The sequence below is a fragment of the Enterovibrio norvegicus DSM 15893 genome, assembly GCF_900115495.1.
In the GTDB taxonomy this organism is placed as follows: domain Bacteria; phylum Pseudomonadota; class Gammaproteobacteria; order Enterobacterales; family Vibrionaceae; genus Enterovibrio; species Enterovibrio norvegicus.
In genome coordinates this window covers 1-13,920 of record NZ_FOWR01000037.1, presented here as the reverse complement: position 1 = coordinate 13,920, position 13,920 = coordinate 1, and the positions used below count along the sequence as shown (strand labels likewise).

At 47.9% G+C, this 13,920-nt stretch carries 12 protein-coding genes and 1 pseudogene; 12 read left to right on the top strand and 1 reads right to left on the bottom strand.

Going from position 1 to position 13,920, the window contains the following annotated elements; all coding sequences use genetic code 11:
- Positions 1 to 373 precede the first annotated feature (373 nt).
- The 6 genes from BM082_RS19415 (at position 374) to torA (ending at position 7,565) form a co-directional block, all read left to right on the top strand.
- On the top strand, positions 374 to 1,198 hold the full coding sequence (locus tag BM082_RS19415; RefSeq protein WP_074928251.1) for a hypothetical protein: 825 nt from the start codon (positions 374 to 376) through the stop codon (positions 1,196 to 1,198).
- A 162-nt stretch (positions 1,199 to 1,360) separates the two neighbouring features.
- Positions 1,361 to 1,591 (top strand): tail protein X, encoded by a 231-nt coding sequence (locus tag BM082_RS25505; RefSeq protein ID WP_074928248.1) that lies wholly within the window; start codon positions 1,361 to 1,363, stop codon positions 1,589 to 1,591.
- A 150-nt stretch (positions 1,592 to 1,741) separates the two neighbouring features.
- The gene (locus BM082_RS19405; RefSeq protein ID WP_017015079.1) at positions 1,742 to 3,457 is read left to right on the top strand and encodes a PAS domain S-box protein; all 1,716 of its coding nucleotides are present in this window, start codon (positions 1,742 to 1,744) and stop codon (positions 3,455 to 3,457) included.
- 216 nt (positions 3,458 to 3,673) lie between these two features.
- Positions 3,674 to 3,853, top strand: coding sequence for a trimethylamine N-oxide reductase system protein TorE (gene torE / locus BM082_RS19400; RefSeq protein WP_017011711.1), 180 nt, complete (start codon positions 3,674 to 3,676; stop codon positions 3,851 to 3,853).
- Positions 3,854 to 3,895: 42 nt separating this feature from the next.
- Complete coding sequence (torC, locus tag BM082_RS19395; protein ID WP_017011710.1) at positions 3,896 to 5,074, top strand: pentaheme c-type cytochrome TorC; 1,179 nt, start codon at positions 3,896 to 3,898, stop codon at positions 5,072 to 5,074.
- 13 nt (positions 5,075 to 5,087) lie between these two features.
- Complete coding sequence (torA, locus tag BM082_RS19390; RefSeq protein ID WP_017015078.1) at positions 5,088 to 7,565, top strand: trimethylamine-N-oxide reductase TorA; 2,478 nt, start codon at positions 5,088 to 5,090, stop codon at positions 7,563 to 7,565.
- Positions 7,566 to 7,676: 111 nt separating this feature from the next.
- Here torA and BM082_RS19385 read toward each other — a convergent pair whose 3' ends face one another.
- Positions 7,677 to 8,090: a globin family protein gene (locus tag BM082_RS19385; protein ID WP_017011708.1), complete on the bottom strand. Its 414-nt coding sequence runs from the start codon at positions 8,088 to 8,090 to the stop codon at positions 7,677 to 7,679.
- A 309-nt stretch (positions 8,091 to 8,399) separates the two neighbouring features.
- Between BM082_RS19385 and BM082_RS19380 the strand changes: the two genes are divergently transcribed.
- The 6 genes and pseudogenes from BM082_RS19380 to BM082_RS19355 form a co-directional block, all read left to right on the top strand.
- Positions 8,400 to 8,963, top strand: a complete 564-nt coding sequence (locus BM082_RS19380; RefSeq protein ID WP_017016139.1) for a GNAT family N-acetyltransferase — start codon at positions 8,400 to 8,402, stop codon at positions 8,961 to 8,963.
- Positions 8,964 to 9,092: 129 nt separating this feature from the next.
- Positions 9,093 to 9,893, top strand: coding sequence for an alpha/beta fold hydrolase (locus tag BM082_RS19375; protein WP_017015076.1), 801 nt, complete (start codon positions 9,093 to 9,095; stop codon positions 9,891 to 9,893).
- Between the two features lie 113 nt (positions 9,894 to 10,006).
- On the top strand, positions 10,007 to 10,846 hold the full coding sequence (locus BM082_RS19370; RefSeq protein WP_017011705.1) for a 2OG-Fe(II) oxygenase family protein: 840 nt from the start codon (positions 10,007 to 10,009) through the stop codon (positions 10,844 to 10,846).
- 187 nt (positions 10,847 to 11,033) lie between these two features.
- A pseudogene (locus tag BM082_RS25500) lies at positions 11,034 to 12,557 on the top strand (PAS domain-containing protein); the annotation flags it as partial.
- A 123-nt stretch (positions 12,558 to 12,680) separates the two neighbouring features.
- Complete coding sequence (locus tag BM082_RS25495; RefSeq protein WP_422111082.1) at positions 12,681 to 13,466, top strand: methyl-accepting chemotaxis protein; 786 nt, start codon at positions 12,681 to 12,683, stop codon at positions 13,464 to 13,466.
- 187 nt (positions 13,467 to 13,653) lie between these two features.
- Positions 13,654 to 13,920 (top strand): transposase (locus tag BM082_RS19355; protein WP_244276055.1); only part of this gene is annotated, 267 nt, incomplete at its 3' end.

Below are 13,920 nucleotides of genomic sequence, written 5' to 3'. Positions count from 1 at the left end.
GCTTGCGGCCAACAGTGCAATGCACACGACAGAGAGGACATCATGCCTTTACCACTGGTGATATTTGTACTGCACGGGCGTTGAGTCATACCGATGCCGCAATACAGTCAGGTCGCGACCGTCATCAAATCGACCTCGGCGGATAGTGTTCAGTTACTCCTTTATGGCTTTTCTGACCTCACTGTAAAGCTCCACAGTGCTAGCGTGTGGATGAGATGAACATCTCTGCAAAGCTTTTTCATGAATGTGATGCTGGTTTTCCGTGACCAATTAAAAAAGGCGAAATGGTCACTGTCATAGCTTTATGTCTGGGCCGTTGATAACTTGGGTCCACAAGACTTTCCGCAATAACCCCACGCGCAAGGATGTGCCGATGAATATGAGAACATGGATTGGTACTGCTGCTATTGCGTTTCTTTCATGGGCAGCAGTCGCTGAAGAAAAGGATGTTTATCGGCAGTTTGTGGACATAAGTGTTGACCGAAACATACCGCTATCAATAGACATCTGGGCAAATAAAATCTTTGAGGGAGAAGATGATAAAAAGTTTCTACCAGTGATTGAAGATTTTGTGAACAGTACCTTTTCAGACTCTTTTCGCGAGAGAACAGCAAATACTTACCGTAGAATTTTTAGCAAAGAAGAGATGCAAATACTTGCTGAAAACTTGATGACTCAAATCTGTGCGCCAATTTTTAACACTGATTTCATTGAACGTGCTAGCGGAAATAAGAGTATATCAAAAGAAGATAAAATATCTGTTGATAGGTGTATTGCTGGCTTACAGGACATCGATAATGCTGAAGAGAAGTTAAACAAGTTGGCGGCAATTAATGGTGAATTTTATGACGCGTCATTTAACGTTCACTTCGAAGAGTTCATAGAGAAGCTCAAGCAACAAAAATTAATATTTTATATCGCTGATGAAACCAGAAAAACGCTACCGTTTATATTTGATGAAGAGCTTACTTGGTTTGATATTGTCGGTGAGTACTTGGTGCTTGAATACCTTTACACGTTCAATGATGTTTTCAGGGAAGGTGAGAAGTATGACTTTGATAGAGAGAGTGTATTGAACGATGTTTGTAGGGAGTTTAAAACCCATTTTCGTGACTATGTATCAGTGAGGTATTTGGTGTTCGACCTAGATAGCAAACGGGTCGGAGAGGCAACGATAAAACTCAGCGAATGCTCTTGACTCTCTAACATACAGGGACAGTTTCTCCACGAGGTTGAAGTCTTATAAGGCAGTTTTACCCGAGATGTCTCACCGGCGAGGGTAGGTTTCTCGCGGACCTTGCGAAAACCCGAAGGGTGAATGATTTCATGATGACGACTTTACCTTTAACTCGGATTTGTTATGAGGGTAAGAGCGATAGAAGGCCAAGTGCTTGATGGACTCTTGTGGAGACATTATGACTACCAAAAAGGAGTCCTTGAACTCGTGCTCAATCCAAACCTTGGGCTTGCTGCGCAGGGTGCTAAATTTTCGACAAGTGTTTACAGTGTAAATGTCATTGCATACCCAAAATGCATTGATAAACCTCGGTCAAAGACGAGATTGATGCTGGATCGCGCTTTCTTTCGTTGATGCGCCATTACGAACGTCATGTCTTCATCTATTTCCCATCTATCCCTTTAAGAAATCATATTTGTTGGTCTTAAAATCCCTGTCTACTATTTATACAAATGTCACAACGATGGCATAAGTGTTCCTTTTACTCATTGCAGGTCTAGAGATATGGGATTGTTTGGAAGCAAAAAAAATGGCGTGAGCAAGCAAATTCTGGATAAAGCATCCGATGCGATTGTTTATACCGACAAGAAAAATCGAATTAACTACATGAATGCCTCAGCGGAACGTTTTTTTGGCGGCTCTGTAAAGGACAAAATTGGACAAGATATCAGCACATTGCAGCTTGGCTCTTTGCAGGAAGGCACCACGCGCACAGAACTTCAGAATCATGCGAACAAAAAAATTTGGTGCGATTTAACCCTCGACAAAGTTGATGTTGCTGGTGGGAGTGGTTGGTCTGTCTTTATTCGCGATGTAACCGCTGAAGTGCTCGCGCGTGAGCGCTCTGAGCAAATGGTGTCCCAATCGGTCAATGCCGTTGTGTCCATTGATGGTAAAAACTGCGTGACATATATGAACGATGCCGCGGTTGAGCTTTGGGGCTACAGCAAGGAAGAAGTCATTGGGCAGAATGTCAAAATGCTTGTGCCTAAAGACATTCGCTCTGTTCACGACAGCTACGTAAACACCAACCGTGACTCGCGCGTTGATGTCATTGTTGGCACCAGCCGTGATGTAGAGCTTGAGCGAAAAGATGGCAAAAAGCTGTGGGCGAACTTGTCACTTTCTCGCATCGAAGTGGGTGATGAGGTGGGTTACACCGCTTTTGCGCGAGATATTACTCAAGAGCGTTTGGCGCGTGAAGAAAATGAACAAGTGCTTCGACAAGCAATCGATGCTGTGGTCAGTATTGATGCAGACAATAACGTGACCTTCTTTAACCCTGCCGCTGAAGAGCTTTGGGGTTTCAGTAGCGATGAGGTGGTGGGCAACAACGTTCGAATGCTGGTGCCGGATGAATTCCAATCAAACCACGATAATTTCGTGAACGCGAACCGCCGCACGGGTAACAACAAGATCGTCGGTCAAGCGCGTGAATTGGAAATGCAGCGTAAAGATAAATCACGTATTTGGGTGAATTTCTCGCTGTCGAAAGTCGACATTGGCGGCAACATTGGTTACACCGCGTTTGTGCGTGATATTACCGAGCAACGCATGGCGCAAGAAGCGATCAACCAAACCTTGTCACAGGCATTGGATGCGGTTGTCACCATTGATGAAAACAACATCGTGACCTTCTTCAACCCGGCTGCGCAACAGCTTTGGGGGTATGAACCTTCTGAAGTGGTGGGCCAAAACATCAAAATGCTGGTGCCGCCGGAAATTCAATCCAATCACGACAGCTATGTCAACGCTAACCGAACGACAGGGCAGGATAAAATCGTTGGCTCAAGCCGCGAAGTGCCCGTTCACCGCAAGGACGGAAAGCTTGCTTATGGCTTGCTGTCATTATCCAAGGTCGAAGTGGATGGCAAAACCATGTACACCGCCTTTGTGAAAGACGTTACCGCGCAAGTGCAGCAGCGTGAAGGCATGAGTGAAATCATGGATGGCGTAGCAAACTCGAGTTCTGAGATTTCCAACATCGCAAAAGTGATCGACGGTATTTCAGAGCAAACCAACTTACTGGCACTGAACGCGGCGATAGAAGCAGCACGTGCAGGTGAGCATGGTCGAGGGTTTGCGGTGGTGGCAGATGAAGTGCGTCAATTGGCATCTCGCTCATCAGAGTCAACCAACGAAATTAACCGCCTCTCTGATGATACACAGAAGCTGCTGGACGAGTTAGCCGCAGTCCTCAAAGTATCAACGGGTCAGTAAAGTTAGACATGGGGACACCTTGTCCCCATTCATACATTTCCCGCTAATTCACTGCATTCCCCCCAACTCGTACTGTACTGTTATCCATGACTTTACATTCCTATCTGCATCAATAAAGAGACACGTTTTTGCGTACCGTCTTCTAGACTAGTGTTGAACATAATTTTAATTCTGGAAGCGACTCGGTCATTGATACCGAGATAGAGGGACAACGTCATGGATCAACATGAATCAGATATCGTTCAAGAACCCGAAAAGCGGAGTTATGAATGGCGTGCATTTTTCTTTATTGCCGTCTTCCTATTCCCTATTTTGAGCGTGATGCTAATCGGTGGTTATGGCTTCGCCATTTGGATGAGTCAGGTGTTCTTTTTCGGCCCCCCAGGGCACGGCTAACACGAGTGACACCTCCTGAGAAATGATGAAGAGCAGATAACCATGAAAGAATTTGTACTAAAACTTTGGGCGACGTTAAAACGCCCAGCAACCAAAATCAGTCTTGGCACCCTGACCCTTGGTGGGTTTATTGCTGGGGTGATTTTTTGGGGTGGCTTTAACACCGCATTAGAAGTCACCAACACCGAGAAGTTTTGTATCAGTTGTCACTCTATGCGTGACAACGTGTATCCAGAACTCCAGCATACTGTGCATTGGTCAAACACCTCGGGTGTGCGAGCAACTTGCCCCGATTGTCACGTGCCTCACAACTGGACGGACAAAATTGCGCGGAAAATGCAGGCGAGTAAAGAAGTGTATGCGCAGATTTTCGGCATGATTGGTACGCGTGAGAAATTCCTCGATAAGCGTCTAGAGCTCGCACAGCACGAATGGGCGCGATTCACCGCCAACGGCTCTGCCGAATGTAAGGCGTGCCACAAGTACGAAAGCATGCAGATAGAAAACATGCGTCCTGCTGCGCGTTTGCAAATGGCGCAAGCGGCAGAGCGTGATCAAAGCTGTATTGACTGTCACAAAGGGATTGCGCACGAGCTGCCTGCTGAAATGGATTCCACGGGCGGCATGTTGGGCAAACTCATTTCGATGTCTCACAGCACCAGCTACAAAAAAGACAAGCCAATTTACAGCGTAAACTTCCTTGAGCTGTACGTTGATCAAGAACTCAAAGATGACGGTGGTGTGCTTGAACCTGCATCTATGGTGACTGTGCTTGAAGACAGCGACGCGGCGGTCAGGGTGTCACTGACGGGGTGGCGTAAACTGAAAGGCTTTGGCCGCGTGATTTATGAAGACTTCGGTCTCAACATTCCATCAGCAGCCTTGTCGAAAGCCGTGGCGCAAAGCAATACCGACATCAGAACCTTCGAAACCAAAGAAGACGATCTGACGGGCCTGACGTGGCAGCGTGTTGAAGTCGACCTTTGGGCGAAGAAAGCTGACTTCCTCGACAACATCGATCCTGTATGGACAGAAGCAAAACAAGCGTATCAAACCAACTGTAGCTTGTGTCACACCCAGCCAGATGAAGCACACTTTGATGCCAATACGTGGCCGGGTATGTTTGACGGCATGATGGGCTTTGTGAATTTCGACCAAGCCACCCAATCGCTGGTACTCAAGTACCTACAAAAACACTCCAGCACGTTTGTTGAGCACTAAGAGGGATAGCCGAATGAAGATGAACCGACGCAAGTTCCTCAAAGGCATGCTGTCCGTCAGTGCGACGGCAGTGATTGGCCCGAGTTTACTTGTTTCTACTGATGCCAACGCCAGCTCAGAACTGCTGGACGGTGTATGGCGCACAACAGGCTCACATTGGGGCGCATTCCGTGCCCGCGTTGTGGGTGGTGAAGTGGCAGAAATCGTACCGTTTAGCCATGACAAAAATCCAAGTCAAATGATCGATGGCATCAAAGGACTGATATATAACCCATCCCGTGTGCGTTATCCCATGGTGCGCTTGGACTGGCTAAAACGCAGCGAAGGCTGGAATACCACACGCGGCGATAACCGCTTTGTTCGTGTTACGTGGGATCAAGCCCTCGATCTCTTCTATGCCGAACTTGAACGCGTACAGAAAACCTATGGACCATCGGGTTTATTGGCGGGACAAACGGGCTGGCGTCAAACCGGACAATTCCAAAGCTGTACCACGCACATGCAACGTGCATTAGCGATGCATGGCTATTTCGTGAAGAAAATTGGGGACTACTCCACCGGTGCTGGCCAAACTATCTTGCCGTATGTTCTTGGCTCCACAGAAGTTTACGCGCAGCAAACCTCATGGCCATTGGTGCTGGAGAATGCCAAGCAAATCATTATTTGGGCAAACGATCCGGTGAAAAATGCGCAGGTCGGCTGGCAGTGCCCAACCCACGATGTGTATGACTACTTCGCGCAACTCAAAGACAAAGTCGCGAAAGGGGAAACGCGCGTTATTTGCGTAGACCCTGTTGCGAGCAAAACGCAGAAGTACTTGGGTTGTGAACATCAATACATCAACCCGCAAACCGACGTGCCATTCATGTTGGCGATTGCGCATACGCTGTACACAGAAAAGCTGTATGACAAAAACTTCCTTGATGTGTACTGCTTAGGTTTTGAGGATTTCATTGGTTATGTCATGGGACAAACCAAAGACAAGGTCGAGAAAACGCCAGAATGGGCAGCGGAAATCTGTGGTATTTCTGCCGATGGTATTCGTGATTTTGCCCGTATGCTTGCCAGCGATCGCACCCAAATCATGTTTGGTTGGTGCGTACAGCGTCAGCAACACGGTGAACAGCCATATTGGATGGGCGCGGTGATTGCGAGCATGCTTGGTGGCATTGGCTTACCGGGCGGCGGTGTGTCTTACGCGCACCACTACAGCGGTATTGGCGAGCCTGCAACTGGCGCTGCTGGACCGGGGGGCTTCCCGCGTAACCTCGACCCTGGCATGACACCACTTCACGACAACAATGATTTTAAAGGCTTCTCAAGCACCATTCCTGTGGCGCGTTGGATTGAATCCATTGAAGAGCCGGGTAAAGAGATCAATTACAACGGCAACAAAGTGAAGCTGCCACCGATCAAAATGGTGGTTGTCAGCGGGAACAACCCGTGGCATCACCACCAAGATCATAACCGGATGAAAAAGGCGTATCACAATATTGAAACGGCCGTGACGATCGACTTTGCGTGGACCGCAACGTGCCGATTCTCAGACATTGTATTGCCAGCCTGTACCCAGTTTGAGCGTGATGATATCGATTTGTACGGTGCGTATTCCGCCACGGGCGTGCTCGCCATGCACAAGCTGGTGGATCCGCTCTATCAATCTCGCACGGACTTTGACATCTTCAAAGGGCTGACACAGCGCTTTGGTGTGGGCAAAGACAAAGAGTTCGCCCAAGACATGAACGACATGCAGTGGGTGGAAAAACTCTATAACGAGTGTGCCGAAGCAAACAAAGGCAAGTTCGCAATGCCAGATTTTGAGACCTTCTGGAAGGACGGTTACGTCAGCTTTGGCGAAGGCAGCACCTTTGTTCGTCATGCTGCATTCCGTGAAGATCCAGAGCTGAACCCGCTTGGTACACCCTCCGGCTTTATCGAAATCACCAGCCGTAAAATCGGCAGCTATGGGTATGAATACTGCCAAGAGCACCCCATGTGGTTCGAAAAAGCCGAGCGCTCACACGGTGGGCCGGGTTCCGACAAGTTCCCGTTTTGGTTGCAATCGTGTCACCCAGACAAGCGTTTGCACTCCCAAATGTGTGAATCTCCTGCGATGCGTGAAACATACGCTGTGCAGGGTCGTGAGCCTGCTTATATCAACCCTGCGGATGCAAAAGCCAAAGGGATCAAAGATGGCGACTTGATCCGCGTGTACAACGATCGTGGGCAGTTGATCGCGGGCGCAGTGGTATCAGACAGCTATCCACCGGGCGTGATCCGCATTCAAGAAGGCGCGTGGTATGGCCCGACAGGATCGGAAATCGGCGCGATCGATACATATGGCGACCCTAACACGGTGACGCTGGATGTTGGTACGTCTGAACTGGCGCAAGCGTGTAGCGCGTACACCTGTCTCGTTGAATACGAGAAGTTCAAAGGTGAAGCGCCTGCAGTGAATGCCTTTAGTGGCCCGATAGAAGTGAAGATCTAGCTTCAGGCTTTATTGACGACATGAAACCTAAAAAAACGGACGCGTCTCTCGCGTCCGTTTTTTCATTGAGGGGGTTGGGTGACAGGCGCTTAATTCGGTCGAGGTATAAGTCTAATCTGGCATTTCTTCTTTCATGGTATCAGCCACGAAATGAAGCAACGCAACCCAAGCTGCACGTACCTCTGGCGTAAATGCATCGCCCAGCCCGATTTTCAACGTGTTCAGTAACGCGTTACACACGGGCGTGAAATGGGATTTTTTCGCCCCATAAGCCACATGTCTTTTTGCCAGTTCTTGCAAAACAGGCACAAGCTTGTCAAGTGTATCCAAACTGTGAACCGCTGCATGCAGCATCGCCATTAACTTTCGACCCTGTTGTTTCATGTCACCCTTGAACAAGCGTTTTAAGCTCGGGTCGTAGGAAAACAAGGTGTCATAGAAAATGTCCGCCGCTTTCAACGCGATGGGTTCGACTTGGTTAAAACTGTTTGTGATGAGTGCAATTTGTTTTGATGTCAGAGACATAGCGTCAATTCCCCTAGGGCATGTCGTGAGCGCAATCTTTTGAGCGCCTTGTCTCAAGGTTAGGAAAGACCCCGCTAAAGTCCACTTTTTATTGTGTCTAGAACGTCGTAATGAAGGTGTTGAGAGAAAGGCGCGTGCCCCCGGTTTTTTCGGCGCATCTTGACACCTTATAAGCACGCGTTTTCACGGGAGTTTGACGAAGGCGAAACTCTTGATGCTATTGTCATGAATCCTGTTGGCGAAGAGCAAACACCTGCTATAACGTAAAGAAAACAGACCGCGATACAGCGGCAATGACAAAGGATTGTTATGTTGACGCTAGACGACATTTGCTTGCGACCAGCACGGAGAAATGAAAAAGATCTTCTGTGGCAATACATCTATATCCATAACGAATGGAAAGCGCACGACGCCCCGTATATCCCTCTCGAATACCAATCGCGATTCCAATTTGGACGTCGTCTTTTTAGGCGATTAAAGGAAGGAGAAACTGCCATGGTGGTTGATTACCACGGCGAAGCCATTGGTTACCTTTCTTGTTACTGGGAAGATCAATCAACCCGCTGGCTAGAAGTGGGGATCACCTTGTTTACTTCCCAGCACTGGGGGAAACAACTTGGGCGCAAAGCACTTACTTTATGGATATCTTACCTGTTTGAACACCATGACGTTGCCAGAATTGGTTTAACAACATGGTCGGGCAATCCACGCATGATGAAATGTGCCAAGGCACTTGGGATGAGTGAAGAAGGGCGGATGCGGAAAGTGCGCTTCTATCAGGGCGAATACTATGACTCGTTGCGATATGGCGTACTGAGGGAAGAGTGGGACGCGCTCCACGCTGAACAATTGTCGTTGAAAAAAGCAGGTTGATGAGCTTTTACACTGTAAAGCTCGGTCTCTTTTACTGTGGTGGCGGGGTAGACCTGAGCTTGTTGAGACTGTTCGGATTTATCGCGCCGTATCGATAATATCAACGCGACGATAAAGGGATCATTTTTAATGCCAACTTGTCAGTGTGTAAACACGAGCATCCATTATCAACGCGAGGGAAATGGCCCTACGCTTCTACTTCTTCATGGATTAGGGTCAAGCCATCGTGATTGGCAAGCGCAGATCGATGCGTTCAAATCTAATTTCGACGTGATCGCCCCTGATTTTCCGTTACACGGTGAATCAAATGGCGATATTCATACCTTTAGTTTGCCGTATTGCGCAAGAATCATTCATGCCTTGCTTGATGAACTTGAGGTAGAGCAAGCGATCGTCATTGGTATTTCTATGGGAGGAATGGTTGGTCTTGAGCTTGCTATTCATCACCCGCAAAAAGTGGCGCGTTTAGCCGTGGTGAATGCCCTTGCTGAGTGCAAACCCCGCCGATGGAATGAATGGTGGATGTTGTTATCTCGCCGATTTCTATTGGCCTACGTCTCTGTCGAAAACATTGCCAAGCTAATGGCCAAGCAATTGTTGCCAGGCAAAGGGCTGGAAGAGGCACGAAAAAACGCAGTAGCCCGTTGGTCGCGTAACGACAGAGAAAGCTATATTGCGGCGTTCAATGCCGTCATCAATTGGAGTGTCACGGGCAGGTTAGCGGCTGTTCGGTGTCCGATTTTTATTCTCTCTGCAGAACATGATTACACGCCCGTCGGCGCGAAGAAGGTACTCGCCTACATTTACCCTGAGGGTGAAATGGATTGTCTTAACGGGGCGCATCACCTCGCACCGCTCGAAGCCCCAGAGCAATTCAATCAGCGTCTTTCCCTGTGGTTACTTAATTCAGAGCACGTTTCCTCAGTCTAAGGTTTGTTGTCTTTCGAACCATTGCTAGAATTCACAGCAATTCCCTCGTTGGCATTGTAACTGGTCGCATGGGAAGACATAACAATAACGAAACCAAGAGAAAGTGAGTCACCATGAAACTGGAAGCAGTAGATTTTAACGCGGAAGACGCGGCAGAACGATTTGTAGAATCACTTCGAAACACCGGCTTTGGCGTTCTGAAAAACCACCCGATCAGCCAAGACTTGGTGTCATCTGTCTATGCAAACTGGCAAGGCTTTTTTGATAGCGATGACAAGGGCGATTTTACCTTTAACCCAAAGACCCAAGATGGATTTTTCTCTGCCAAGGTGTCAGAGGTCGCGAAAGGCCACAAGAAGCGAGACATCAAAGAATTCTTCCACTATTACCCTTGGGGACAATGCCCTGACGCGCTAAAAGCTGAATTGGATAACTACTACGCGGAAGCGAACAAAGTGGCTTTGCAGCTACTGGGCTGGGTTGAGCAACATTCCCCTGACAATGTCGCCGCAAACTATTCACAGTCATTGTCGAGCATGGTCGATGGCAGTGATAAAACCCTGCTTCGCGTTCTTCACTACCCACCAATGAGCGGCGAAGAAGACGTCGATGCCATCCGTGCTGCGGCACATGAAGACATCAATTTGTTGACCATTTTGCCGTCGGCAAACGAGCCGGGGCTGCAAGTGTTATCAAAAGAAGGTGATTGGCTGGATGTGCCTTGTGATTTTGGTAACTTGATCATCAATATTGGCGACATGCTGCAAGAAGCCTCTGGTGGTTACTTCCCTTCAACGACACATCGCGTTGTGAACCCCGAAGGGGCTGACATGTCAAAATCCCGTATTTCTCTGCCCTTGTTTTTACACCCAAAACCTGAGGTGGTTTTGTCAGAGCGTCATACCGCAGACAGCTATCTGATGGAGCGCTTACGCGAGCTTGGTTTGATTTAATTCCCGCATTTTTTATTGAAGCCAGTGTTGCTAGACGGTGATGCTGGCTTTTTTCATTGTCGTGTTTCACATGGCGAATCCAGGTACTGTTTTGACCTCTCAAAATGACGGGATTTATCGCCAAATCGTCCCTGTTATCCGCAAGAACTCTACTAATATTCTTGTATTAGGAACAGGAGTATAGAAAATGCGAATATCCACACTGACCGCTTTATGGCGCGCATTGAGCAACATGATAGGTACTCGTGATGAGGCCAGCGAAGATGCGAATGCGAAGATGGCAGCATTGGACAAATCTCTCGCAGTTATTGAGTTTGATCCCACAGGTAAAATACTCACTGCAAACGACAACTTCTTAAGGGTAATGGGGTACAACCTTTCTGATATCCAAGGGAAAAGTCACGCTATATTTGTGGAGCCTGGGTATGCCAGTACCCAAGAATACAAAACATTCTGGGCACAACTTGGGCGTGGCAAATCGCAAACGGCGGAATATAAGCGTGTGGGGAATGGCGGAAAGCTTGTGTGGATCCAAGCATCTTACAACCCTGTTTATAATGCTGAAGGCAATGTGGTGAAGGTGGTGAAATTCGCCTCAGACATCACGAAGCATAAGATACGAGCACTGAATGTACAGGGACAACTTGATGCCATAAACCGCAGTCAAGCCGTCATTGAGTTCGACACCTCCGGTAATATCCTCTTTGCGAATGACAATTTCCTGTCCGTCATGGGGTACTCACTTAGCGAAATAGAAGGGAAGCACCATTCAATTTTCGTCGACTCACTCTTTGCCAAAAGTCGCGAATATAAGGTGTTTTGGCAGAACCTTGCGAAAGGGGAACACCAGAGCGCGCAATACAAACGCTTAGGCAAAGGTGGCAAAGAAGTCTGGATCCAAGCCTCCTATAATCCGATTTTTGATGACTCAGGTAAGCCTTTTAAAGTCGTCAAATTCGCGTCTGATATATCTGAACAAAAAATGCTTACGGCCAATTTTGAAGGTCAAATTGATGCGATCCATAAATCGCAGGCGGTGATTGAATTTGACCTTGAAGGCAAGATCTTAACGGCGAACGAAAACTTCCTCGATACGATGGGGTATGAACTGGAAGACATTGAGGGCAAGCATCACAGCATATTCGTATCAGACAACCATTGTTCAAGTCCGGAATATAAACGTTTTTGGCGACACCTCGCGGAAGGGAAATATCAATCTGGCGAGTTTTTACGTGTAGGGAAAGCAGGCCGTGATGTGTGGATTCAAGCCTCTTATAACCCAATATTTAATGCGTCGGGCAATCCGTTCAAAGTGGTGAAGTTTGCCACGGATATAACGGAAGAAAAAAAACGCAATGCAAACTTTGAAGGACAAATTGACGCCATTGGTAAGTCTCAGGCCGTGATTGAATTCAATATGGATGGCACGATCAGAGCCGCTAATGACAATTTCCTGAATGCGATGGGATACACGAGCAGAGAAGTGCAAGGGCGACACCATTCCATGTTTGTCGATCCTGAATACAGTGGCAGCGCGGAATACAAAGCGTTTTGGGAGAAACTTAATCGCGGTGAATTTGAAAGTGCGGAGTTTAAGCGTTTCGGGAAAGGGGGTCGCGAAGTGTGGATACAAGCCTCGTATAACCCGATCGCTGATATCAACGGCAACCCGTTTAAAGTCGTCAAATATGCCACGGACATTACTGCGAAAAAACGCGCGGTTGCCCTGATCAGTGAGTGTTTATTAAAACTCTCGAAGGGGGATTTGAGGCATTCGATCGAAGAGACCCTTGATGAAGAGTTCGAGCCTGTCCGCAATGCGCTCAATTCAACCATGCACCGTTTAAACGAGTTGGTGAGTGATATTACCCGTCTGTCTGTTTCGGTAAGTACGGCAGCAAGAGAGATTAAAACGGGCACAACAGATTTGAGTGATCGCACTGAATCGCAAGCGACCAGTCTTGAGGAAACCTCTGCCAGCATGCAGGAAATGACATCGACCGTCAGGCTCAATGCCGATACCGCAGTGACAGCGAATACTTTGTCTGCAGACGCAACCACCAAAGCGGAGCGCGGTGGGAAAGTGGTGTTAGAAGCGGTGGATGCGATGGCGGAAATCGAGAATTCGAGCAAACAGATCTCTGACATCATCGGCGTGATTAACGAAATTGCCTTTCAGACGAACCTGTTGGCTCTGAATGCGGCGGTAGAAGCGGCGCGTGCTGGCGAGCAAGGCCGCGGGTTTGCTGTGGTTGCAGGGGAGGTGAGAAACCTCGCTCAACGCAGTGCTAAGGCGTCGGTAGAAATAAAAGAACTGATCAATGCGAGTGTCAGCAAAATTAAAGACGGCACACATTTGGTGCGCGAGTCTGGCGATAATTTAGTGAACATTGTTGAAGCCATCAAAGAAGTCTCTGGGATGCTCTCTAACATGAGCACCGCGACACGAGAACAAGCACTCGGCATCGAAGAAATAAACCGCACCGTGACCGAAATGGACAACATGACGCAGCAAAATGCAGGTCTAGTGGAAGAAACAACCGCCGCGAGCGAGAACTTGCTGGTTGAAGCGGAAAACCTGTTGGATCTGGTGAAGTACTTTAAAACATCAGCAGCCTAGCTCTGTGGCTTAGATCGGTGACATAGTTCAGTGGCTTGGTTTAGCCGCAGCGTTAAGTCCGTCAGCGACGAACAGAGAAACAAAAAAATCCGGGATATGCTCCCGGATTTTTTTGAGACTGTAACTAATTTTGTGTAACTGCTTATCACACCATACTCTAATGAGAGTTAAGGATAGGCAGATGCGCATGAACAAGAAAGAACTCGAAGCTTTCGCAAAGGAAGCAGCCAAAGGTATCAAAACACCTGAGGACTTGAACGAATTTAGCCAGATGTTGAAAAAAATCACCGTCGAAGCAGCGTTGAATGCTGAAATGGATGAGCACCTAGGCTACGAAAAACATCAAAAGTCGCCATCAAACAACAGTCGTAATGGCACGAGCAGCAAACGCGTAAAAACCGAAGAGGGCGAGTTTGACCTTGATACACCGCGCGACCGCGATGGCTCCTTTGAG